The organism is Lentihominibacter faecis (genome assembly GCF_014306095.1).
Classification (GTDB): Bacteria; Bacillota; Clostridia; order Peptostreptococcales; family Anaerovoracaceae; genus Lentihominibacter; species Lentihominibacter faecis.
Genome location: NZ_JACRWC010000096.1, coordinates 1 through 24,481 on the forward strand (window position 1 = coordinate 1; position 24,481 = coordinate 24,481).

At 46.9% G+C, this 24,481-nt stretch carries 21 protein-coding genes and 3 tRNA genes; 1 reads left to right on the top strand and 23 read right to left on the bottom strand.

Features of this window, described 5'->3' with window-relative positions:
- Positions 1-189: hypothetical protein (locus H8876_RS07325; RefSeq protein ID WP_249287192.1), on the top strand; the 189-nt coding region annotated here is incomplete at its 5' end.
- On the opposite strand, the gene H8876_RS07330 is transcribed toward H8876_RS07325, so the two are convergent.
- The 23 genes from H8876_RS07330 to H8876_RS07440 form a co-directional block, all read right to left on the bottom strand.
- Positions 168-243, bottom strand: a tRNA-Met gene (locus H8876_RS07330). The genes H8876_RS07325 and H8876_RS07330 overlap by 22 nt on opposite strands.
- 46 nt (positions 244-289) lie before the next feature.
- A tRNA-Leu gene (locus H8876_RS07335) sits at positions 290-378 on the bottom strand.
- Positions 379-422: 44 nt separating this feature from the next.
- Positions 423-497: transfer RNA gene (locus H8876_RS07340), tRNA-Asn, on the bottom strand.
- A gap of 152 nt (positions 498-649) precedes the next feature.
- On the bottom strand, positions 650-1,957 hold the full coding sequence (locus H8876_RS07345; RefSeq protein ID WP_177264740.1) for a tetratricopeptide repeat protein: 1,308 nt from the start codon (positions 1,955-1,957) through the stop codon (positions 650-652).
- An 18-nt stretch (positions 1,958-1,975) separates the two neighbouring features.
- Positions 1,976-2,848 (bottom strand): radical SAM protein, encoded by an 873-nt coding sequence (locus H8876_RS07350; RefSeq protein WP_249287193.1) that lies wholly within the window; start codon positions 2,846-2,848, stop codon positions 1,976-1,978.
- Between the two features lie 25 nt (positions 2,849-2,873).
- Positions 2,874-4,586 (bottom strand): arginine--tRNA ligase, encoded by a 1,713-nt coding sequence (gene argS, locus H8876_RS07355; RefSeq protein ID WP_249287194.1) that lies wholly within the window; start codon positions 4,584-4,586, stop codon positions 2,874-2,876.
- 25 nt (positions 4,587-4,611) lie between these two features.
- The gene (locus H8876_RS07360) at positions 4,612-6,984 is read right to left on the bottom strand and encodes an endonuclease MutS2 (RefSeq protein ID WP_249287195.1); all 2,373 of its coding nucleotides are present in this window, start codon (positions 6,982-6,984) and stop codon (positions 4,612-4,614) included.
- A gap of 6 nt (positions 6,985-6,990) precedes the next feature.
- Positions 6,991-7,554 (bottom strand): cell division protein ZapA, encoded by a 564-nt coding sequence (locus H8876_RS07365; RefSeq protein ID WP_177264993.1) that lies wholly within the window; start codon positions 7,552-7,554, stop codon positions 6,991-6,993.
- A gap of 31 nt (positions 7,555-7,585) precedes the next feature.
- Positions 7,586-10,042 carry a phenylalanine--tRNA ligase subunit beta gene (gene pheT, locus H8876_RS07370; protein WP_249287196.1) on the bottom strand — a complete coding sequence of 819 codons (2,457 nt, stop codon included), beginning with the start codon at positions 10,040-10,042 and terminating at the stop codon, positions 7,586-7,588.
- Positions 10,043-10,053: 11 nt separating this feature from the next.
- Positions 10,054-11,076: a phenylalanine--tRNA ligase subunit alpha gene (gene pheS / locus H8876_RS07375; protein WP_249287197.1), complete on the bottom strand. Its 1,023-nt coding sequence runs from the start codon at positions 11,074-11,076 to the stop codon at positions 10,054-10,056.
- 17 nt (positions 11,077-11,093) lie between these two features.
- Entirely contained in the window at positions 11,094-11,873 is a 780-nt protein-coding gene (locus H8876_RS07380; protein ID WP_249287198.1) for a TrmH family RNA methyltransferase, read from the bottom strand.
- 62 nt (positions 11,874-11,935) lie between these two features.
- Entirely contained in the window at positions 11,936-13,045 is a 1,110-nt protein-coding gene (gene ftsZ / locus H8876_RS07385; RefSeq protein ID WP_249287199.1) for a cell division protein FtsZ, read from the bottom strand.
- A gap of 53 nt (positions 13,046-13,098) precedes the next feature.
- Positions 13,099-13,857 carry a cell division protein FtsQ/DivIB gene (locus H8876_RS07390; RefSeq protein WP_249287200.1) on the bottom strand — a complete coding sequence of 253 codons (759 nt, stop codon included), beginning with the start codon at positions 13,855-13,857 and terminating at the stop codon, positions 13,099-13,101.
- A 14-nt stretch (positions 13,858-13,871) separates the two neighbouring features.
- Positions 13,872-14,975, bottom strand: coding sequence for an undecaprenyldiphospho-muramoylpentapeptide beta-N-acetylglucosaminyltransferase (murG, locus tag H8876_RS07395; RefSeq protein WP_249287201.1), 1,104 nt, complete (start codon positions 14,973-14,975; stop codon positions 13,872-13,874).
- Positions 14,975-16,168: a putative lipid II flippase FtsW gene (gene ftsW, locus H8876_RS07400; protein ID WP_249287202.1), complete on the bottom strand. Its 1,194-nt coding sequence runs from the start codon at positions 16,166-16,168 to the stop codon at positions 14,975-14,977. The genes murG and ftsW overlap by 1 nt, the downstream gene beginning before the upstream one ends.
- Before the next feature lie 9 nt (positions 16,169-16,177).
- Positions 16,178-17,557: a UDP-N-acetylmuramoyl-L-alanine--D-glutamate ligase gene (gene murD / locus H8876_RS07405; RefSeq protein ID WP_249287203.1), complete on the bottom strand. Its 1,380-nt coding sequence runs from the start codon at positions 17,555-17,557 to the stop codon at positions 16,178-16,180.
- Positions 17,558-17,590: 33 nt separating this feature from the next.
- Positions 17,591-18,559: a phospho-N-acetylmuramoyl-pentapeptide-transferase gene (mraY, locus tag H8876_RS07410; RefSeq protein WP_249287204.1), complete on the bottom strand. Its 969-nt coding sequence runs from the start codon at positions 18,557-18,559 to the stop codon at positions 17,591-17,593.
- A gap of 8 nt (positions 18,560-18,567) precedes the next feature.
- The gene (locus H8876_RS07415; RefSeq protein WP_249287205.1) at positions 18,568-19,962 is read right to left on the bottom strand and encodes a UDP-N-acetylmuramoyl-tripeptide--D-alanyl-D-alanine ligase; all 1,395 of its coding nucleotides are present in this window, start codon (positions 19,960-19,962) and stop codon (positions 18,568-18,570) included.
- A gap of 23 nt (positions 19,963-19,985) precedes the next feature.
- Positions 19,986-21,992: a penicillin-binding transpeptidase domain-containing protein gene (locus H8876_RS07420; protein WP_249287206.1), complete on the bottom strand. Its 2,007-nt coding sequence runs from the start codon at positions 21,990-21,992 to the stop codon at positions 19,986-19,988.
- A gap of 103 nt (positions 21,993-22,095) precedes the next feature.
- On the bottom strand, positions 22,096-22,557 hold the full coding sequence (locus tag H8876_RS07425; RefSeq protein ID WP_249287207.1) for a cell division protein FtsL: 462 nt from the start codon (positions 22,555-22,557) through the stop codon (positions 22,096-22,098).
- A 7-nt stretch (positions 22,558-22,564) separates the two neighbouring features.
- On the bottom strand, positions 22,565-23,506 hold the full coding sequence (gene rsmH, locus H8876_RS07430) for a 16S rRNA (cytosine(1402)-N(4))-methyltransferase RsmH (protein ID WP_249287208.1): 942 nt from the start codon (positions 23,504-23,506) through the stop codon (positions 22,565-22,567).
- Positions 23,496-23,939, bottom strand: a complete 444-nt coding sequence (gene mraZ, locus H8876_RS07435; protein ID WP_177265246.1) for a division/cell wall cluster transcriptional repressor MraZ — start codon at positions 23,937-23,939, stop codon at positions 23,496-23,498. Before mraZ ends, rsmH begins: the two co-directional genes overlap by 11 nt.
- Before the next feature lie 314 nt (positions 23,940-24,253).
- On the bottom strand, positions 24,254-24,481 hold a 228-nt coding region (locus tag H8876_RS07440; RefSeq protein WP_249287209.1), incomplete at its 5' end, for a hypothetical protein.

Consider the following 24,481-nt stretch of genomic DNA (forward strand, 5'->3'; position numbering starts at 1 on the left):
ACAGCAAACTATCTGTGGGATACTCCCGTAGGAGCCGATGAAAACAGCGTTTTTTCAAAAAATGAAAGAGGCTCTGAAATCCTTGGAGTATCCTCCACCCCAACATTTTTAACAGAGCCTAAAAAACCCTCTGAAACGTTGAAATTTCAAAGGGTTTTCGTTATCCTTGGTTGCGGGGGCAGGATTTGAACCTACGGCCTCCGGGTTATGAGCCCGACGAGCTACCAGCTGCTCCACCCCGCGACATCAGTTATTCAGTTGTATACGCTGCACCTTGTTGCCTGAGTATTGGTGCCGGAGACCGGGGTCGAACCGGTACGATCGGTAAGGATCGCAGGATTTTAAGTCCTGTGCGTCTGCCAATTCCGCCACTCCGGCAAAATATAATCTGAAGTCGCTTTTCACAACTTCAGATTATTGATTGGCTCCAAGGGTGGGGCTCGAACCCACAGCCTATCGGTTAACAGCCGAGTGCTCCACCATTGAGCTACCTTGGAATATTAGGTTGCGCTTCGTAACGACAAGAATTATTATATAGTATCCTGCCATCCGCGTCAACCTATTTCTTTAAAAAAATCGAACTTTTTTTACATTGTTTTTTCGATATTTTTTCACAAATTTATTCTTGCTTTTAATCGATTTTTATGGCTTATTTTTTGCCAAAACGCTTTACAAGACCTTTCCGTTTTTCCTTCGGTTCTGCTACCTCTTCTTCATCGGCATCCGCCAAATCTTCCGAGGTTTCCTCAGCATCATCCTTTGCATCAGCAGGCACAGCATCCGCCATCTTGTCGGCATCTCCCGTGTCGATATGCTCCGGCTCCATAAGCTCCGGTTCTTCTTCCTCCAGCTTTTTGTCCTCTTCCTGGATTTCCTCTAAATGCTGCTGATGTTCTTCTTCCATAGCCGCTTCAATGAGCTTGATCTTTTCACGATATTTTCGTGTATTCTCCCGATCGCCTTCATCTTCATAGATAGACATCAGTTCCTTCATGGTTTCCAGATGACTTCCATTGAGTTGGAGAACCTTGCGGAATGCACTGACAGCCTCAGAGCGACGTCCCGTCATCTCGTACGCCACGCCCAGATAGTAATGCAGCGGCCACCAGTCATTGAAACGACTGCTCAAAAACGGCTCCAGAAGACTGATACCATCTTCGTATTTGCCTGCTGTGATTTCATTGCACCCCGCCTCGATCTGACGCGGTTCTGTGATCTGATCCAGTCTTTTCCGGATCTCCTTCTTGTCCTTGTTATTGTGGCTGAAACGTATAAATTCACGCCATGTAATATCTGCTTTGGCATAAAGGCCCAGATTCAGATACGCATATCCCAGGTAATAATAGCCTTGTGCAAATCGCGGATGAGTTTCTACCAGCAGTTCAAACCAATCCAGGGATTCCGCCTTGAATCTTCCAACATATTCTTCATTTCTGCTGTGAAGATACATGGCTCTGCAGGCTCTTGCATAACTGTACATGCTGTGCAGATAATTGTACTGCATACATAAAGACGCACGGAAGTGAATGCAGGCATTGTCCATATCACCGCGTTCTGCAGCATCTCGCCCTTCCTTCATCATGCCTTCGTACAGTTTGTAGTTGTACAGCTTCTTCAGGATCGCCACATAGTCTTTCGTATACTTGAAATGGGGATCGCAGCCCATGACCCATGCCATGTTTTCCGCAAGCACCAGCATATCGATTCCTTCGCCGCCTGCAAATTCCTTGATTTCCTTTTTTCTCAGCGGGATCGGCACACCGCGCATCAGATCTCCTGCTTTTGATTTTTTCATGAAGTCCTCTGAAAACTCCACGAATACAAATTTATTCAGATACTTTTTGAAATACTTTCCGATACGATCTTCCCGCAGCTGAATATCACATTCTTCTCGCGGTCTGATAACAGTTCTGGTGATCCCCATGTTCTGGGCGATACTTTTCTTTTCTTTGCTCATACTCTACCTCTCAGAGCTTTACAAGGCTCTGAACCTTTCATCCTTAAACATATTATGGTTTTCCATCGCCGTTCTCAAAGTCTTCATCATAGCTTCTTTATCTTCAGGCAGGTTTCCTCTGAGGGAGACGTAATTGGAAGCGTGATTGCTCCGCAAAACACAAGTTTTAGATACATCTGTGTGTTCCAGCATCAAAAGCGTTTCCGCCATAACCTCTTCCGGAGTCAGCGGAGTAAATGTCCCATCTTCTATTTCCTTGGCCATCGGAACGTTCGGCTCCACGATCAATGTCAGAAGTCCAACATAAGATGGTTCCATTTCGCTGATCATAGTTCCTGTCTGGATCGCATGATCCTCCCAGCCTTCTCTTCCCGCAAGACCGGAAATAAATGTAACGGAAGACTTCATGCCGCAGGCTTCCACCTTCTTGACTCCATCGATGATCTGCTGACGGGTCTCTCCTTTGCAAACAGCCTGCAGAACCTTGTCGCTGCCGGATTCTGCACCTACATAAACCATAGTCAGACCCGCATCATACAATTCCTTCATTTCCTCATCCGTCTTCTTGATGATGTCGCTTCCTCTGCCATAAATAGACACTCTCTCGCATTCCGGAAAATTTTCTCTGATGTAGTTTAAAATCGGCATCAGTCGGGCATTTGAAAGTGCCATGGCATCACCGTCACAGAGAAAGATACGCGGCACGCTGCGATACTGTGCCCTTGCCCACGCCAGATCTTCCAGCACTTCTTCCAGCTTCCGCACGCGGAACTTCTTGTTTTTAAACATTTTGCAGAATGTACACTTATTATGGGTACATCCGATCGTCACCTGCACCAGCAGGCTATAGGCCCCACTTGGAGGTCTGTAAATATCTCCTTCATATCTCATGCTATTCCTTGCTCCTTTCCTGCGGCTACATTTTTTCCGGCGCCTTCATTCCCAGAAGACCGAGCCCGTTTTTAATGGCGGTCTGTACTGCCAGAACCAATGCTACCTTCGCCGTCTTTTCCTTCTCATCCTCTACCAGGATATGTTCATCATGATAGAACTTATTGAATCCCTGTGCGATATCTACGATATGACGTGTCACGATGGACGGTTCATACTTTTCACCAGCTTCTTTGATCACTTCAGGCAGTGCATACAGCAGCTTTATCAGATGGTGTGCGCTTTCTCCCGTGATCCAGGATGTATCAAATCCCTTCTTTGCAGCCTTTACGGTATCTTCTCCGGCTCTGCGAAGGATACTGCAGGCCCTTGCGTGAGTATACTGCACATACGGACCTGTCTCTCCTTCGAAGTTCAGTACTTTATCCCATGAGAAAACATAATCCTTGATCCTGTAGTTAGACAGTTCGTTGAATACTACAGCCCCCACTCCGACATCATGTGCCGTTTCATCGATATTCTCTGTTGTAACGTTCTTTTCCAGAATGATCTGCTTTGTCTGCTCCACAGCTCTGTTGAGAACATCTTCCAGGAACACAACTCGACCCTGCCGGGTAGACATTGTTCCATCTTCCATGCTGACCAGACCAAATGGCACATGTACACAATCCTTCGCCCAGTCATATCCCATCAGTTCAATAACCTTGAACCACTGCTGGAAATGCAGATTCTGCTGCGATGCTACAACATAAATATTTTTATAAAAATCATAGGTTTCCTTACGATATACCGCTGCCGCGATGTCTCTTGTAATGTAAAGGGTCGATCCATCGGATTTTTTGATCAGTGCCGGCGGAAGATCATACTCATCCAGTTTTACGATCTGCGCTCCATTATCTTCTACCAGCAGTCCCTTTTCTTTTAGCTCATCCACGATTCTCGGCATTTTATCGGAATAAAAGCTTTCCCCGTTATAAGAATCGAATTCTATTCCCAGCATATCGTATACACGGTTAAACTCTTTCAGGCTCTCTTCCCTGAACCACTTCCACAGTTCTACTTCCTCAGGTTCACCCTTCTCCAGTTTAGCAAAGATCGCCCGTGCCTCATCTTCCAGTGCCGGATCTTTCTCTGCTTCTACATGGAACTTCGTATAGTAGGACAGCAGCGACTTGATCGGTTCACGAACGACATCTTCCTTGTTTCCCCACCTGCGGTAAGCACAAATCATCTTGCCAAACTGAGTGCCGTAGTCACCCAGGTGATTGATTCGAATGGTATCATATCCCAGAAAATCATAGATTTTGTAAATGGAATTTCCGATCACGGTGCTTCGAATATGTCCGATATGGAACGGTTTCGCAATGTTCGGAGAAGAATATTCCACGATCACCTTTTTCCCCTGTCCCATATTGCTTCTGCCGTAATCGTCTCCTTTTTCGATCACTTCAGAAACTACTTCCTGTGCCATTTCCTCCCGAGAGAGAAACATGTTTACATATGCATTGACGTTTTCTACTTTTTCAAAAACAGACTCCGCTCCGATCGCCTCTGCCAAAGTCTGTGCGATCATCTGTGGTGCCTTGCGGAAGATCTTTGCCAACTTGAAGCATGGGAACGCATAATCTCCCATCTTGCTGTCAGCCGGTGTCTCCAGCATGTCCAGGATCTCATCCTTTTCCAGCCCATCTACATGTGGCGCCAGGATCTCTGCAATTTTTTCTTTATAGCTGATCATAGTCCATCTCCTTCTTCTATGTTACTTATCTCAATTTTACAACGGTCACGCCGTCACCGCCTTCATGATAGCTTCCTTTGCGGAAGCCCTTGACGTTCTTATTGCGCTTCAGCGCTTCCTGAATACCCTTTCGTAGGATCCCTTCTCCGCGACCATGAATGATCGTCACTTCTTCCAGCCCGGAAATAAAGGCATCATCGATATATTTTTCTACATCCATCACTGCATCATCAAGGCTTTTTCCACGGACATCAATCGACACCGAGATCGTCTGTGCTTTTTTTCTGTACAGTGTACCATAGCCAGACTTTTTCGGCTTGCTCTTTTTCACCGGCACATGATCGATGAGCATGATATCTCGCAGATTCACTTTGATTTTCATCATCCCTACCTGCACCTGCAGATCACCTTTTTCATCCGGCAGCGAAATGATTTCACCATTCTGATCCATAGACAATATCTTGACTCTGTTTCCCAGCACCAGCTGAGAAGGATCTACCGGTTCACGACTGGTCTCACGTTTTATGGAGCTTCGGTTTTTCTTTTCCAGCTCCCGCAGTTTTCGTCTGTTTTTGTCAAAGGCAAGATTACGTTCTCCCAGACTTTCCAGCTTGGAAAGTTCCTTTAGCTCGTCTTTTACCTCGTTGGAGACCTGACGAGCTTCCCGCACGATCTCACGCGCCTGTTCTCTCGCCCGCTCCAGCTCTTTTTCTTTTTGTCTTTCGAATTTGCGGATCTTCTCTTCCAGTTCTTCTCTCATCCGCTTCATCTCGATATTCATCGCAATAGCTTCATCACGCTCTTCTTCAGCGATTTTTTTATCTTCTTCAAGCGAAGCTATTACGTCTTCAAATGCGATATCGCCGCCCTCAAGCAGCTGCTTTGCACGCTCTATGACACTATCAGAAAGTCCGAGCTTTCGAGAAATCTCAAATGCATTGGATTTGCCCGGGATCCCGATATTTAAACGATACGTGGGACTAAGGGTCTCCACATCAAACTCCATGGAGGCGTTTTGGACACCTTCCGCCGAGATCGCATATTTTTTTAATTCCGTATAATGCGTCGTAGCAATGGAAGACGCCCCCTTTGAAGCTACTTTTTCTAAAACCGCGATCGCCAGCGCCGCTCCTTCGGTCGGATCTGTTCCTGCTCCCAGCTCGTCGAAAAGCGTTAGGCTGTGAGGCCCGGCTTCTTCCACAATAGTTACGATAGTCTTCATATGAGAAGAAAATGTAGAAAGACTCTGTTCAATACTCTGTTCATCGCCAATATCTGCGAAAATATTATCATACACAGGCACTCTGCTTCCCGGATCTGCTGGTATATGAAGACCCGCCTGTGCCATCAGCGACAGCAGCCCTGCCGTTTTTAATGTGACGGTTTTACCACCGGTATTTGGTCCTGTGATCACCAGCGTCTCATACCCGTCTCCCAGTGCGATATTGACCGGCACAACTTTTTTTCTGTCAATCAGAGGATGCCTTGCCCGCTTCAGATCCAGGATCCCATCCTGATTGATCTCAGGTTCATCAGCTCCCATATCTATTGAGAGTCTGCCTTTAGCCATAAAAAGATCCAACTTGGTCAGCAACACCTGATTGTTCTTTAAATCGTGGTAATGCTCCGCTGTCCGTTCCGATAAATCCGTCAGGATCCTGTTGATCTCTGCTTTTTCATCCAGTTCCAGCTGACGAAGTTCATTATTGAGATTTACCACCGCCTGCGGCTCGATAAACAGTGTAGCACCGCTACCGCTCTGATCATGAACGATCCCCGGCACCCGGGCTTTATGTTCCTGCTTGACCGGGATCACATATCTGCCATTCCTCATGGTGACGATGGCATCCTGCAAAATCGTCTTGTTGTCTGAAGAGTTTAAAATGTGATTGATCTTTGCTTTCAGCGCTTCATTCTGACGAATGATAGTTCTTCGAATGCTTCGAAGCTGCGGGCTGGCATTGTCTGCCATCTCATCTTCAGAAAGAATACATCTGTCGATTTCAGCCGACAGATCCCTGTGTTCCGCAATAAGCTCCGCAATGGCCATCAGTACCGGAAGATCAGGAACGTCCCCCTTTAAAAAGGCTTTTACCCTTTCTGCAGTCTTCATATTATAGAGCACTTTTAAAAGCTGTGCCATAGTCAGTGTGCCGCCCTTGCGAGCGAAGGACACAATCTCCTCAATATCATAAAAACCACCGACAGGTAATGGCCCTTTATGTTGTATGAGTCTTACCGCTTCTGTGGTTTCCGTTTGGTGCTCCCGTATTTCAGACGCATCAAGATAAGGCATCAGCTCTGAAATGACCTTTTTCGTCATTTCAGAGCCTGCCTGCTCTCGCAGCATTTCTATTATCTTGTTATATTCCAGTACATGTAACGTCTTTTCTTTCATTGCATGCTATCCATTGATGTTCTTATATTTTTCAAGTTCCTTTTTCAGCTGGAGGTTTTCCATCTGCAGGTCGAAGAAACTGTTTTCCAGTTCTTTACACTTGTCTTCGACTTCACGAACGACTTCCTCCATGCTGCTCTGCGCCTGCTGTCTGGCATTGTTCACTGCTTCATGCAGCTGCTGTGCCTCCGCTTCCTTCTGCCGGATCTCATTGAGCAGATCATCTCTTTGAACTACAATCGCCTGAGTCTCTTCCTTATAATCCATATAGTTTTTCTTGGATTCATCCCACAGCTGCACGTAATGCTGCGCATCTTTTTCCAGCTGCAGATTCAAGCGTTTCAACTCCTCGATCTCTTCAAGGACCTCAAAATATTCACTTGCAATATTGACAGCAGAAAGAACTGCAATATTGGAAGGTGATGCCCCGAGAGATTTCGCGGCTTCTCCGATCTCCTGCATTTTCATGTCAACATGTGCAGCCACCTGAATGATTTCTTCTCTCGGTTTATCTCCGGCGATCACATATTCCTGTCCATAGATCTTGACGTTTACTTTATTGGTTTCCATAAGCACTCTCCTATCACTTGGTTTTCACCGGCTACATTTCACGCAGCACAGCGTTCAGTTTATGCTCAAGAGCTTCCAGTACTTTATTGTGTACCTTCGCTACATCCTCATCGGTCAAGGTCTTATCCTTATCTCTGTAAGTCAAAGTAAATGCAACGCTCTTCTTGCCTTCTTCCACTTGCTTTCCTCTGTAAACGTCAAAGAGTTTTACATTTTCCAGGATCCTGCCGCCCTCTTTGCGGATCAGCGCCTCGATCCTGCCAACTTCCAGATTTTCTTCTACCAGCAATGCGATATCTCTGGATGTGGATGGGTATTTCGGCAGCGGCGTATAAAGAATCGTTCTATCGCTGTTATCTCTGATTGCGTCAAACATCAATTCACAGCAGTAGATCCTCACACCTTCCATCCCATACTGTTCTGCCACGTCCGGATGGACTTCACCCATAACGCCCAGCTGCACAGGTTCGCCGTTTTCCCCGGAAATAACAGAGATCCGCGCACATCTTCCCGGATGGAACGCACCCAGATCAGCTTCTCCTGCAAAGATCGGATCTTTGATCCCCAGTACACGGAACAGCTCTTCCACTACGCCCTTCAGGCTGTAGAAATCTTCATCCTTACCGTACATCCCAATGCAAAGGGCATATTGTTCATACGGAAGCACGTCGTCTTCCTGTGTATTGTTCACAAAGGTATTGCCGATTTCAAAGGCGTTTACCTTATCGATATTTCTAGTGTAGTTGCGAGCCAGTACTTCCATCATATTCGGCATCAGAACCGTTCTCATAACGGAGTTTTCTTCGCCCAGCGGGTTGATCAGCTTTACGAAATTCCTCTCCCAGGAGCCTTCTGCCGTGCGGATGTAGTCCACACCCTTCGGACTTACAAAAGAATATGTCTGGATCTCGTTGAGACCCATACCGCAAAGGGAATCTCTCGTCAGATCACGCAAAGCACGATCTTCCGGGATACCGGCTTCCGTATTACCCTTAGGCAACGTTACAGGCATCTTATCGTAGCCATAAATTCTTGCTACTTCTTCGATATAATCCTCCTCTTCCAGAAGATCCTGACGAATCGTCGGAGGCGTTACAGTCATGATATTTCCGCTGCCAGCCACCTTGATCTCAAGGCTTTCCAGGATATCGACCATTTCCTGACGTTCCAGTTCAATGCCCAGAACACGATTGATCCGATCCACACGGATATCGATCGTCTTTGCTTCTTCCGGAACGGGATAATTGTCTACGCTTCCCTTGCAGACTTTTCCTGCGCCCGTCAGTTCGATCAGACGGCACACTCTGTCTGCTGCCGCTTCACACAGGTTCGGGTCGATGCCTTTTTCAAATCTGGCAGATGCTTCGGTACGCAGTCCCAGTTTTTTAGACGTTGTGCGGACGCTACTTCCTGCAAAGTTTGCAGATTCCACGATGATCGTCTTGGTATCCTCTTCGATCTCAGAGTTAAGTCCGCCCATAACGCCTGCGATAGCGATACCACGTTCTGCATCCTTGATCAGCAGCATATCGTCTGTCAAAGTTCTTTCCGTACCGTCCAGCGTCGTGAACACTTCGCCGTCCTTTGCATTCTCAACGATGATCTTGCCGCCTTTTACCTGATTGATATCAAATGCGTGGAGCGGCTGACCATATTCCAGCATAACAAAGTTTGTAATATCTACGATGTTGTTGATCGGACGCATGCCTGCATACATCAGTCTCTTCTGCAGCCACCACGGAGACTGCTCCACTTTAACATCGGTTATGACACGTGCCACATAGCGTTTGCAGCTTTCCGGATTCCTGATTTCTACGGAAACATAGTCCTTGGATTCACCTTCTCCGTCTTCCTTCTGGATCGCTGTATCCGGATAGGAGAACGGCTTCTTGAACGTTGCAGAAGCTTCCCTCGCCATTCCGACCATCGCCAGACAGTCCGGACGGTTCGGTGTGATTTCAAAGTCGACGACAGCCTGTTTCAGCTGCAGAGCTTCTGCAAAATCCTGGCCCAGAGGATATTCTCCTTTCAGGATCCAGATGCCGTCTTTATGTGCTACAGGTACTACTTTATCATCAAAGCCCAGTTCGCCTGCGGAGCACAGCATACCAAAAGATTCCACACCTCTCAGTTTACCCTTCGTGATCTTCACGCCGCCTTCCTGCTTCGGCTGCCCATGCAGCGGTCCCGGGATCCGGCTTTTGTGAAGTGCCACCGGCACCAGTGCGCCTTCAAATACGTTCGGTGCACCCGTTACGATCTGGATCGGTTCTTCTTCGCCTGTATTGATCTGACACACCACCAGCTTATCTGCATCCGGGTGCTTTTCTATTTTCTCGATCTTTCCGACTACCACGCGTTCCATTTCTTCACAGAAATGCTCGCAGGTTTCCAGGTTGGAACCGGACATGATCATTCTGTCACAGAACTCCTCATCGGAAACATCTATATCGATATAATCATTCAACCACTCGATTGGAACTAACATATGACACCCTCCTATTTAAACTGGTTTATGAAACGCATGTCGTTTTCATAAAATAATCTGATATCGTCAACGCCGTACTTCAGCATGGCAGCACGCTCCACGCCCATGCCAAATGCAAAGCCTGTGTATTTCTCGGTGTCCAGTCCGCCTACTTTCAATACATGCGGGTGAACCATGCCGCATCCAAGGACTTCGATCCATCCGCTGCCTTTGCAGACCCTGCAGCCTTTGCCGCCGCATTTGAAGCAGGACACATCCATTTCTGCACTCGGTTCTGTGAACGGGAAGTGATGCGGACGGAATTTCGTCCTTGTCTCTGTTCCAAACAGCTGCTTGGCAAAACTATCCAGCGTTCCTTTCAGGTCAGCCATAGTGATCCCTTCATCTACCACCAGTCCTTCGATCTGATGGAACATCGGGGAGTGAGTTGCATCCGGTGTATCACAGCGGAAACATCTTCCCGGAGAAATCACCTTGATCGGCGGTTTCGTTTTCATCAGTGTTCTTACCTGTACCGGAGACGTCTGCGTTCTCAGCAGGATATCCTCTGTGATATAGAACGTATCCGACATATCTCTGGACGGATGATCCGGACCTGCATTCAGTGCATCAAAGTTGTTGAACACAGTTTCTACTTCCGGCCCTTCCGCGATCGAAAATCCCATGCTCATAAATACTTTCGAGATTTCTTCGATGGTTATAGTCAGCGGATGTTTTACGCCCAGGGTAACTTCTTTCCCCGGTTCCGTGACATCTATCTTTTCCAGTTTGAACTTCGCTTCCTTGGCCGCGGCCTTCATATCTGCAAAACGACGTTCCAGCAATCCTTCGATTTCAGAACGCACGGAGTTTGCCATTTGACCTGTTGTCTTTCGTTCTTCCGGTGACAGCTTCCCCATCCCTCTGAGGATCTCTGTCAGCTTTCCTTTTTTACCCAGCAGCTTTACCCGGATTTCATCAACATCGCTGACGGATGCCGCCTGCTGCAGCTGTTCTTTCGCTTCTTCTAAAATTTTGTTTAACTGAGCTTGCATAGTTTTACCTCTCAATTTTATTTTATGATTCGTGACTGATACATCAAGATGCCGGCCGCCACCGCCGCATTCAGCGATTCAATGGAGCCTGCCATCGGAATCCTGATTTTTATATCTGCAATATCCAGAAACTCCTGCCGTACACCACGCCCTTCATTTCCAATGACAAGCGCAACGTTCTCACCCAGGTCAGCATCACGGTAATCCTGTGCTTCTTCCAGGCTTGTTACTGCGATTTTTCGATGCAAAGCTTGCAGCCTTCCGGCAGTTTCTGCAATATCGTTTTCCTGTAAAATCGGTATGCGGAGCAAAGAACCTGCTGCCGCGCGGACAACCTTCGGTGCATATGTGTCAGTACATCCCGCCATCAGCAAAACGCCACCATATCCTGCAGCTTCTGCAGTACGAATGATCGTCCCCATATTCCCAGGATCCTGCAATCGATCCAGTATCACAATGTTCTTCGTATTATTCTTCAGCAGGTTCGAGAAACTGTCCCAGTCGTGCTGTTTTTTCTGTATCACGGCAATGACTCCCTGAGAATGCTCCGTGTCCGCAATACTGTCAAAGAGCTGTGCTCCCAGTTCCAGCACGATCTCCGGAGTGACCTTCTCCAATGGAAAAAAACTTCCTTCCCGTACCAAGATCGTATCTATCGAAATTCCCAGAGATACTGCATCCGCTAAAGGTTTGATCCCCTCCAGCAGGTATTTGCCCATCTGATCTCGATATTTTCGTTTTGTCAGTTTACAGACAGATTTATAAATGGGATTTTCCCTGGATGTGATTTTTTTCATATCTGCTTGAAACGGAACAATAGCCGGATAAAACCGGCTATTGCAATACTCTTACCTTTCTGTTATCTCTTTAAGAAAGTTGGGATGTCGATCCCGGACATTCCCTTGTATGCATCTTCTGTCGAAGGTGCTGTCTCTACCGGTGCGCTGTAGCCATCTTCTTTCGTCTCTGCCTGTTTGTTCGGGATGACCGGACTGTTGAGGATATCCATATCCTGCGGCTTTTCGAATCCGGCTGCGATAACAGTTACTGCAATTTCGTCCTGCATTTCTTCTTTGATGGACGCACCCAGAATGATGATCGCATTTTCATCAGCTTCCTGATCGATCTGTGATGCGACTTTATCTACGTCAAACATCGTAAGATCTCTGCCACCGGTGATATTGATGAGAACAGCTCTTGCACCGGAAATCTGAGTTTCCAGAAGCGGACTGTTGATAGCGCCCTGAACAGCATCTTCCAAACGAGTTTCGCCTGTGCCTCTGCCAACGCCCATATGTACGATTCCTCTGTCCTTCATGATCGTTGTTACGTCTGCGAAGTCCAGATTGATCAATGCATCGTCTACTATGATATCGGAGATACCCTGCACTCCCTGTTTCAGGATCTCATCTGCCATTTCAAATGCTTCCAGCAGAGAAGTCTGTTCCTGTACCGTTTCCAAGAGCTTATCATTCGGTACAACAACGAGGGAATCCACGTACTTCTTCAGGAACTTGATTCCAAGTTCTGCATGCTCGCTGCGTTTTTTTCCTTCAAAACGGAAAGGCTTGGTTACTACCCCTACCGTAAGAATCCCCATGTCCTTGGCGATTTTAGCGATGATCGGCGCAGCACCTGTTCCTGTGCCTCCTCCCATACCGCATGTCACGAAGATCATGTCGGATCCTGCAATGAATTTCTCCAGATCTTCCAGATTTTCTTCTGCCGATTTCTGCCCTACTTCAGGGTTCCCGCCGGCACCCAGACCTTTCGTCAGTTTTTCTCCGATCTGAATCTTTGTTTCCGCCTTGCTTTTTGCTAAAGCCTGCTTGTCCGTATTGACAGCAATGAAAGATACGCCTTTCATTCCCGAATCTATCATTCGATTTACTGCGTTGCATCCGCCGCCGCCAACTCCGATGACTTTGATTTCCTGCAGCTTAGAGTCATTCACTTCAAATTGTAACATTCAGAAGTACCTCCTGTGATTTTTTAAATAATTCCATTTTTTATTATAACACATTAATTTTGCGGCGTAAAGGAACAATAATTATTGCTTCCAATGTTGATAATTCCAGCCTCTATACCCTTCTGGTACAAATCAAATACCACGGTTTTCAGTGCGCCGGAATCCATGCATGTGAGAAGATCCTTATACGCTCCACGACAGATCAGTCCGTCATAAATATAGGCATCCACGCGACTGCCGTCAATGCTCAGTTTCTTAAAATATAAATCGTCTTCTTCCATCTTCTGAACGATCTCCATCGCTTTATCGTAAGTAGCAGTCTGCTTCACTTCGATGGTCTTTTTCTTTTTCGCTTTGGTCACTTTAATATTTTCTACCAGAGGGACCTTCTGCTGCTTTTTCTCAATGGCAAGCACCATGCCTTCATTATCTGTAATGACAAAACGTTTTCCCATTTGGAACTGTGCCTTGCCACTTCGTTCCGTAACAGAAATCTCGATTTTATTGGGCAGCTTCCGTTTGACCCGCACCTTCTCTATGTAGAGATTCTCCTTGATCCTGTGCTGTGCAAACAGTGGATGCACATCAAAAATATTCTCGCCTACTTCCAACTCGGAAAGTTTCAGGATCTCTTCATCTGAGATTTCCTCGTTTCCAACGACTGCGATCCCATCCACTTTGAAATAATCGATATGTACGCCAAAATATATACCGACACAAAGCAATATCAAAAGCAGGAATCTCAACAAATACCGTTTTTTTCGTCTTCGTCTCTTTTTATGAACTTTTTCCGCTCGATTATCCCTTCGCATATTCGGTTCATTTCCTATCTTTCAAATTCACGGATATTGTCACAAATCACACCTGCTGCATCCACAGGTGCGCACAACAGACTTTTTTCTGCCATATCACGCAGGATCTCCGGATCTTTTTTCATCTGCAGGATCCTGTCCACCAAAGACTGATGATCCAGGTCTTTCTCCTCGATCACAACAGCACCGCCTTTTTCTGCCACAGCTTTGGCATTGAAATACTGATGGTTCCCCGTCACATGAGGAGAAGGAATAAAGATGGCAGGCTTGCCGCACACCGTGACTTCCGCTACAGTAATAGCACCACTTCTGCTGATCACAAGATCGGCCGCCGCCAGGTAGCGGTTCATGTCACTGATATATTCCATCACTTTGATATTGGAATTGATATCGATCTTTTTTTCCGTCAGTTCACTGCAAACTGCATCATAATAATACCGTCCTGTTGCCAGGCAGATTTTCATATCTCCGATGCGCTGAAACGCTTCAATAACGCTGATCATAGCCTGATTGATCCGCCCTGCGCCCTGACTTCCGCCAAAAGCAAGCAGCACAAAATCCTTTTTTCTAAATCCCAGATCCTTTCTCGCCTGCTCCCGGTCCATCCCATAAAAGCTTTTTCTTACCGGATTGCCCGTCGCCACATGCTTTTCAGGATGTCTAAAATACTCAGAGCCTTCTTCAAATCCCAGGAATACTTTTTCCACATGTTTTTCCAGCATTTTATTAGTCACACCCGGGAAGGCATTCTGTTCATGGATGTAAGTAGGAATATGCATTTTCTGTGCCATTTTTACTACAGGGGCACTTGCGTATCCGCCTGTTCCGATCACAACATCCGGCTGAAATTCTTTCAGAATCTGCTTTGACAGCTTGTTCCCCTGCTTTAGATCGCGCAGCACCTCAACGTTTTTTAATGGATTTTTGCGATTAAATCCCTGCACCGGGATCAGCTTGATCGGATATCCGTTATCTGGAACCAGCGTCTTTTCCAGACCTCGCTTTGCTCCAACAAACAGAATCTCTGCGTCCGGAAATCTCTTTTTAATTTCATCTGCTATCGCTATTGCCGGATAAATATGGCCTCCGGTCCCACCGCCTGTCATGATCACTTTCATTATTCGACTCCTGTATTCTTCGGCGCATGCCTAGATATATTAAGCAGCACTCCCGCTGAAAACATAAACATAAGGAGTGCGTTTCCTCCATAGCTTATAAATGGCAGGTTGATCCCTGTCGGCGGCATGGAAGATGTTACGACCGCAATATTTAAAATAACTTGTATTCCAACCATCAGCACGATCCCGGAAGCCAGGAGCATGCCGAACTGGTCCGGAGCATTGATCGCCACATGGACGCCACGCCACAAAAAACAGCAGTACAGTGCCAGAACCAATACGATCCCGATAAACCCGAGTTCTTCTCCTATGATCGCCAGGATAAAGTCGTTCTGCGGTTCCGGCAGATACAGGTTTTTCTGCACGCTTTTTCCAAGACCAACACCGAATAAACCGCCCGACCCCAGAGCCAGCAGCGACTGCACCGCCTGATAGCCTTCTCCCAGCGGATCCTGAAACGGATCTACAAAGCTGGTCATTCTCTGATACCAGTAAGTATCTTTCATAAACAGTAAGATACTGAGGATCCCTGCGCCGCCCAGCGCAGCAGTTCCAAACACATAGCGCCACTTCATACCGGCCACCAGCATCATGGATACGATTATACCGCACACTGTGATCGCCGTCGAAAGATTCGGCTGCTTGACGATCAAAAGACCATATACCGCGGCAATGCCGACCAGAGGCAGTATCCCCCTGGTCACCGATTTGATCCGATCCGGCTTCTCGCTCAGAAACCATGCTGTAAATATAATAACAAACAGCTTGGCAAATTCACCCGGCATAAAGGTGATCGGTCCGATCTTGAGCCAGCGTGTCGCATTGTTGGCTGTATGTCCTAACGGTGTGAAAATCAACGCCAGCAGGATCACGCCCAGGATCAAAAGCGGGATCGCGAACTTCCGATATCTCCTATAGTCAAAAGCCGCACCAAAAACCATAGCACAGAAGCCTGCTATCACCCACATGATCTGTCTTCTCAGGTAGCTGTACGCCGTCCCGTCCTGACTAATGGAATAATAATAGCTGGCACTGAAAACCATGATGATCCCGAAAATCACCAGTGCCGCCGTGAAGATCATCAGCAGAAAATCTCCCGAACGCATTTCGTTCACTTTCGCCCATTTCGGATTCCCCTGTGTCCGCTTTTTCTTATTCTCTTTGTTCTCTTTTCCCTTGGCTTGCTTTCTCAATTTCAGTCGCTACCTTTCCAGTTCCCGAACGCACGCTTTGAAATGTTCCCCTCTCTGTTCAAAGCTGGTATACATATCCCAGCTTGCACAGGCCGGTGACAACAGCACAACATCTCCAGACTCTGCCAGACGATAAGCCTCCCGCACACAAGCCTCCATATCCTTTAAAATCACTGTATTCGTAAAACCGGCTTTTTCCGCCGCTTCTTTTATCTTAGTCGCCGTTTTGCCTAAAAGCACCAGTGCCTTGACCTTGCCGTCAAACGCATTGACAAATTCATCAAACGAAGCACCTTTATCATATCCTCCGGCGATCAGAATAATATCACGTTTCATCGCTTCGATGGCGCGAATGGCAGCATCCGGATTAGTTCCCTTAGAATCGTTCACAAAACGGATCCCGTCGATCTCATTGCAAAGCTCGATCCGGTGCTCCACACCCTGGAATTCCCGCAGTACCTTTGCGATCACTTCCGCATCGATTCCTGCAAAGTGCGCAATAGCGCACGCCGCCAATGCGTTTTCAAGGTTATGGGTTCCCGGGATCTGAAGGTCTTCTACACCGCAGATCTCGCATACGCTTCCGTCTGCATCCTTGATGACGATGTTCTCATCCTTTACATATGCACCAAAATCCAGTATTTCCTTTCTACTGAACGGAACCGGTGTTGCGTTGCATTTTTCTATCAGCTTCCGACACTCTGCATCATCATAGTTGAGAATGCAGTACTGATCCTTCGTCTGATTTTCGAAGATACGCGCTTTCGCATCGATATAATTCTGCATAGTCTTATGACGATCCAGATGATCCGGTGTCAGATTCAGGATAGTAGAAATTTCCGGGCAAAAATCCCGAATGGTTTCCAGCTGAAAGCTGCTGGTTTCCGTAATGAGCCAGCTGTCTTTTTCCGCCGACAATGCTTTGGAGATCACAGCAACACCAATATTTCCTACTACATAAGTCTGCCTTGCCGCTGCTTTGAAAATCTCTCCCACTAATGTCGTCGTTGTCGTTTTGCCGTTAGTTCCGGTAATTGCCACGTATCTGCCGTGACCTACCCGGTATGCGATTTCCAGTTCACCTATGATCTCTGCTCCGCCCGCCTTAGCTTCTTCTATGAACGGCAGTCCCGGCGGAACTCCCGGACTTAGGATAAGCAGATCAAACTGAGTCATATCTTCTGGCTGACACGCCCAGTAACAATTGATATTCTTGTCTTCTAAATATGCCTCCAGCTGAGAATCCACCTCATCCTCCGGCTTATTGTCCTGGATCGAAACGTGTGCTCCCAGTTTTACCATGGCCTGTGCAGCAGCCTTTCCAGACTTGCCCGTTCCTACGATCAAAACGTTTTTATTTTTCATGTCAGAAATAATTTCTTTACTCATGATATCATCTCCTAATCAACTCAATCTTGTTTACTATATAATAAAGAATCCCGCGACACAGCAGAGAACGGCAAAGATCCAGAATCCTGCCACCACCTGCACTTCACTGAACCCGCATTTTTCAAAATGATGATGGATAGGCGCCATCTTAAAGATCCTTTTTCCACCGGAAATTTTAAAATATCCGACCTGAAGCACCACAGAAAGTGCCTCGATCACATAAAGCAGTCCCACGATCGGGAGCAAAAGCTCCAGCTTCATCAGGATCGCCGCAGCCGCCAGACCGCCGCCCAGCGCCAGCGAACCCGTATCGCCCATAAATACCTTTGCAGGATTCCTGTTAAACACCAGAAATCCCAGACATGCACCACACATCGCACTACAGAAATACGCTCCGGTAGCAATAGCGTAGGTAAAGCCTGCCACTGCAAAAAACAGCGATATGAATGCCGTCACACCGGAGGCCAGGCCGTCCAGTCCATCCGTCAGATTCACCGCATTGGTCATGGCTAGCACGACAAATACGACAAACGGGATATACCAGATACCAAAGTTTACATAAATATCAGCAAAAGGAATATAAACTGATGTGCTCCCTTCCGTATAATTAGCCAGATACACAGCCAGTATCACCGATAAGATCGTCTGCAAACCGAATTTCTGATAAGCCCGCAGCCCCAGATTGTTTTTCTTGATCACCTTCAGGTAGTCATCAAAGAAACCTATTAGTCCGAAACCTACAAATACCAGGAGTATGATGGCACATCCAAGGCCATCGATCTTTCCCATAACCGCTGCGCCGATCGTAGTAAGGGATGCGGCAATGATGATCGCGATCCCTCCCATGCTCGGGGTTCCCGCCTTAGAAAGATGAGACTGCGGTCCGTCTTCCCGGATATTCTGCCCGGCTTTCCTCTTCAGAACCGGGATCTCCACTTTCGTAATGACCACCGATATGATAAAAGAAATCAACATAATAATTCCTATACTGATATACTTCATGACAACTCCTACTGTTTCAAAATATTTTCTACAACCTGTTCCATTTTCATTCCTCTGGAACCTTTTACTAAGATTATATCCCCATTCTCAATGAATCGATCCTTATCCTGATAAAAATCTTCTTTTTTTTCATAATAAGCTGTCTGCGGGTTTCCGCCATCTGCGCCTTCACAGATCTTCCTGGCGTGCGTTCCGATAGCGATCAACGTGTCGATCTTAAGCCCTCCGGCAAAAAGCCCTACACCAAAATGCTGTCTGTCACTGTCTTCTCCCAGCTCATACATGTCACCTAAAATGGCGATCTTTTTCCCATCACACCTGCTGTGTTCCAGCACGCGAAGCGCACTTTTCATGGAGTCCGGACTGGCATTGTATGTATCGTCGATCACGCAAATGCTGCCGTTTTCTCTCCTTTTAAGCCGGTTTCCCGTCAGATCTGCAGCCGCAAGCCCATCGGTTTCTTCTTCAGGGGAAACGCCCAGAAGATCTCCGACCGCAACAGCCAGCGCGCTATTGATGGCATTGTGCCGCCCCGGCAGCGGCAAACTGATCTGCCGCACTTCCTGAGCATGCTCTAAAGTGAATTTTATACCATCCATACCGAAGTCGTCAACCGACGATATTATATAATCATCTTTTCCTTTTTCTCCAACCGAAATTTGATCATAATTTCCCTTTGTTCTTTCTTTCGTCAGAAACTCGCTGTCGCTGGCATAGATCAGCGTTCCAGGCAGTTCATCATCCCCGGCGATGTGCTTTGCGATCTCCATCTTGGCCTGAAAAATACCTTCCCGGCTTCCCAGGGATTCCATATGTGCCACACCGATATTTGTGATCACGCCGATATGCGGTTTCACGATACTTGCCAACCGGTCGATCTCACCGAAATCGCTCATGCCCATTTCCAGCACGACAACTTCCAGACTGTCATCAAACTGAAAGATCGATAGCGGGAGACCTATGAAATTATTGAAATTTTTCAAATTACGTCCGCAGCGGTATTTTTCATTTACGACATAATAGATCATATCCCGCACAGATGTTTTGCCGACACTTCCTGTTACTGCGATTTTCTTCACGTTTAAAGTGTCCAGATAATACTTTGCGAGTTCACCCATAGCATATACGGTATCCTCTACCAAAACGACAGCTGCACCTAAGGCTTCCGCCTGTTTCAGCCATTCGCCTTCCCGTGACACCAGCACTGCCCGGCACCCATTTTCCAGCACCTGACCAATATACTTATGTGCGTCCTGATTCTCTCCGATAATTGCAACAAACAAATCATCTGCTCCACATTCTCTGGAATCATGTTTAACACCTGTGATCACATCACTCGGTTTTCCCATCAGCAATGTGCCGCCGGTCGCTTTTACTATTTCTTTTACGGTAATTGGATTCATTTTTCTTCTCATTTCTGCAAAATTTATTTTTTGTATAGATAAACCTTGCTGCCTTTCTTTACACTCGTTCCTGCTGCCGGATACTGCTTGGCAACGACGAAGTCTTCTGATTCTGCGGACTTATCCATATCGTAAGACAGCCCCTGTCCGCTCAGGATACCGATCGCATCTTCAACACTGCTTCCCGTCACATCCGGCACCTTTACCTTTTCTGCCGCAGTCTTTGTCTCTGTTTCTTCATCCGGCGATACGTTAAGGTACCTCAGTGTATCTGAAAGGATCTGCTTCACACCGGGACCTGCTGTAACACTGGCATAATGGACTCCCTTCGGATTATCTACGATCAGCAGTACGCAGACCTGAGGATCATCCATCGGCGCCATGGCAATAACGGAAGAATACGTGGTATCGGAATATCCGCCGGCATTCGGTTTGTTGGCTGTACCGGTCTTACCGCCGACTTTATATCCATCGACTTTAAAAGCTCCGCCACCGCCATTATCAACAACATACTGCATGATATCCTTCATTTCATCTGCAGTCTCTTTTGATACTGTCTGCCGGACTACTTCCGTATCAAAAGTCTTTACCGTCTTCCCGTTGGAATCCTGCAAAGCTTTTACCAGGCGGGGTTTCATCATCTTGCCGTCATTTCCAAACGAAGAAATGGCTGTGATCAGCTGGATCGGCGTTACAGCAATACCTTGCCCAAACCCGATCGTTGCAAGACCTACCGGTCCGGCATTCTCCTTGGACTGCAGCAGCGCTGTCGTTTCACCTGGGAAATCGATCCCGGTAGTTCCCGTGATACCAAAGGTTCCTAAGTGTTCGTAGAATTTATCAATACCTACCTTGGTTGCCAGCTGCACGAATACCGGGTTGCAGGAGTTACTTACGGCTTCGGTCAGAGTCTGATGTCCGTGCGGATTTCCCCGGCGCCAGCAATGGATCGTCTGATCGGCCACCTGGATAGACCCCGTACAGTTATACGTGCTCTTCGGCGTTGCCACTCCTTCCTCCAGAGCCGTCGCCGTCGTGATCAGCTTAAAAGTAGATCCTGGTTCGTATACATCTGATATCAGCGAGTTTCTCCACATCTTATTCCAGTAAGCGACTTTTTCTGATTCCGACATACTTTTCAGTTTCGCCTGCTCCGAGCTGCTGGATGGCACCTTCGGATTGTTCAGGTCAAAATCCGGCGTCTGCGCCATGGCGAGGATATCTCCGGTTTTCGGATCCATCACGATCGCCAGTACGCGATCTGCGCTGGTAACCTCCATGACCTGATCCAGGGCCTTTTCCGTATAATGCTGGATCACCTGATCGATGGTCGTCACCAGACTGTAACCATCTTCGGCCTTGTAATATTTTTCTTTACCGTAGGACAGGCGGTTTCCGCTGGTATCCGTATAATTGATCCACCTTCCAGCCACACCGCTCAGGTAAGTATTGTACTGCAGCTCCAGACCTGACCGTCCGGTGTTGTCGTCCGTTACCGTTCCCAGCGTCTGTGATGCAAATGCTCCCAGCGGATAATCACGCTTGGTGTCCTCTGCGATTTCCACTCCGGAAAGGTCAGACTTTCGGATCTTGTCCGCCACATCTTTTGAAACGCCTTTTTTCACCTTAACGATACTCTGCTCTTTCGTTACCATTTTGTAAACTTCATCGTAATCCATGTCCAGCGTTTCCGACAACGTTTTAGAAACTTCTTTTGTTTTCTTTTCTATTTCAGCCTTCTGTTTCGCGGCATCCTTTTCTTCTGTTTTCTTCACATCTGCCGGACGCACCCATATCGTATAGCATGTCACACTGACAGCCAGTTCGTTGCCGTTTCTGTCATATATAGTTCCTCGTTCTGCTTCGATGGGAGTATCACGAGTCTGCTGCTCTACTGCCTTTTCGGAATACGTGCTCCCTTTCACGATCTGGATCCACCCCAGCCGTATCACAAGCAGCAGCAGAAAGGCAAATACAATGCCCAGTATCAGTATCAGATTTCTTTTGCTGTTATTTGATGTCGGTGTCATACTGCTCCCTTAAAAACACCCCGGACATATTCGAATTGTTCAATTGTCCGGGGATCATTTCATACTTGTTTCATCTGCTAAAACTTATTATATTTTTCTTGTATCAATTATATGCCTTTTCTTTCAGGACATCACTGAACCCCTTTTCCGGAACATCATCCACGGTAATATATACCTTGTCACTGGTGTCAGGATATGTCATTCCCAGTTCACTGACAGCCTTGTTTTCTACGTAATTGATATTGTTAGTTGTATACATCTGCGCCTGCAGGTTTTCGATTTCACCCTCCAGCGCATTGTTTTCCTTGATCATAGAGTTGATATCATACCGGATATTGGCTGCATACGCTGTAACGATGATCAGCATGATCATGATCACCCCGATAGCCACAACACCAGAAAAGGCCATCTTCTTCCCGCTTGCTAACGGAAACGGCACCTTGACAGTTTTTCTCTGCCTGGTTCGTTTTGTCGGAGCTGGTTCTGGTTCCGGCTTTGGTTTCATATCAAACCCGTATTTTTGATAATTTCTTTGATATTCATACCATCTTTCAGGGTCAATCATTGTCTTCTTACCTCTTCTTTTCTATGATCCGAAGCTTCGCACTGCGTGCTCTCGGATTCTCCGTCAGTTCTTCTTCTCCTGAAATAATCGGTTTTCCCGTCACCTTAACTACATCGGTCACTTTCCCGCACACGCACACCGGAAATTCCTTCGGACATGTGCAAGGGTTAAGTCTTCGTTGAAATGCCTCCTTCACGATCCGGTCTTCTAACGAATGGAACGTGATTATGCAAAGCCGGCCTCCCGGCCGCAGCACATCGCAAAACCGGTCTATAGCATTTTCCAGCTGCTCCAGCTCGCTGTTTACTTCGATCCGGATCGCCTGAAACGTCCGCTTCGCCGGATGCGGTCCCTCTCTTCTTGCAGAAGCAGGGATCGCCGCCTTGATAATATCCACTAATTCACCGGTGGTTTTGATATCTCCTTCTTCTCTCCGGTGCTTTACAATAAAATCACTGATACGAGAAGCCCATCGTTCTTCTCCGTATTTACGAATGATCTCCGTCAGTTTCTTTTTATCGTATCCGTTCACTACGTCGTATGCGGAAAAAGAATCATCCTGGTTCATCCGCATATCCAGCGGTGCATCATGCATATAGGAAAACCCCCTCTCGCTGTTATCCAGCTGATAAGAGGAAACTCCAATATCCAGCAGCGCACCATCGATCCCGTCGATCTGCAGCTGCGTCAGCACATCCTCGATCTGATCATAGGTGCTTTGCACCAGAAACTTCATACACGAAAGAGACTCAAGCCGCTTTTCTGCTGCTTTGATTGCCTCTTTATCCCGGTCGATGCCGATCAGGATACCTTTTTCACTGAGCCTGCTTCCAATGCCAAACGCATGGCCTGCTCCACCCAGCGTCCCGTCCACGTAAATCCCGTCCGTTTTGATTGCCAGACCTTCCAGACATTCTTCGTAAAGAACCGGCACATGTTTAAAATCCATACTGTTCCATCCCCTCTGCGATCTCGCTGGCGTTCATCAGTTCTCCGGTATCTTCATCCAGTTCTTCATGCCAATTTTCCTTGCTCCAGATTTCAATGGTCCGGTTGCTTCCGATGGTCACCAGATCCTTGTCGATACCAGCATACTCCGCCAGATCCTGCGGGATTTTCATTCTTCCCTGCTTGTCCACATCACATTCTGCGGCGGACGAAAGGAAGTGACGTTTCAAGCGTCTTGCCTGCGGGTTGGAATCCGGCAGCAGTTCCAGCTTCTCGTTAACGAACTTTTCCCACTGTTCAAACGGATATACCGTAAGACACTTGTCCAAAGCTTTCGCAACGATGCATCTGCCGCCCAGTTCAAGTCTGAATTTTGCAGGCACGATGACTCTAGATTTGCTATCTATTGAGTTGTAATATTTGCCTACAAACATAGACTCTCCCTCCATTTTGATTTTACTCCATTTTAAACCACTTCAAACCCTTTTTCAACAAATTCGCTCCACACTGTGACCTTTTTGCTCCAAAAAAGATTTTTTCACGGTTTCAGAAGGGGCTGCAAAGTCTACCAGGCACAATATCTAGTGTTTCAAGGCTTCGTATTTGCCGAAATATTGATTTTTGACGCAAAATAGCCTCCGAGGAGCAAAAAACACAAAAAACCGCTCTCACGAGCGATTTGTGGATGCCGGTTTTTTGAGTTTTATTCAACACTTTTATGAGGGTAACATTCGCGATTTTCACATTTTCATGAGTGAAAATCAGTGCAGTATTGCATTTTCATGATCGTACGTTTTCTATAAACCATAGCTTGAGGTGTACCCCAGCTTGAAGGTATACCCCAGCTTGAAGGTCCTGAAACCCGTAAAGCTTGCAAAATCTTCGTTTCGCAAGCTTTACGATGTAAATCGAGAATCTGCAAAGGTTCTAGCTGCAGGATCTGTCTCTTATACACATCTCCGAGCCCACGAGACGG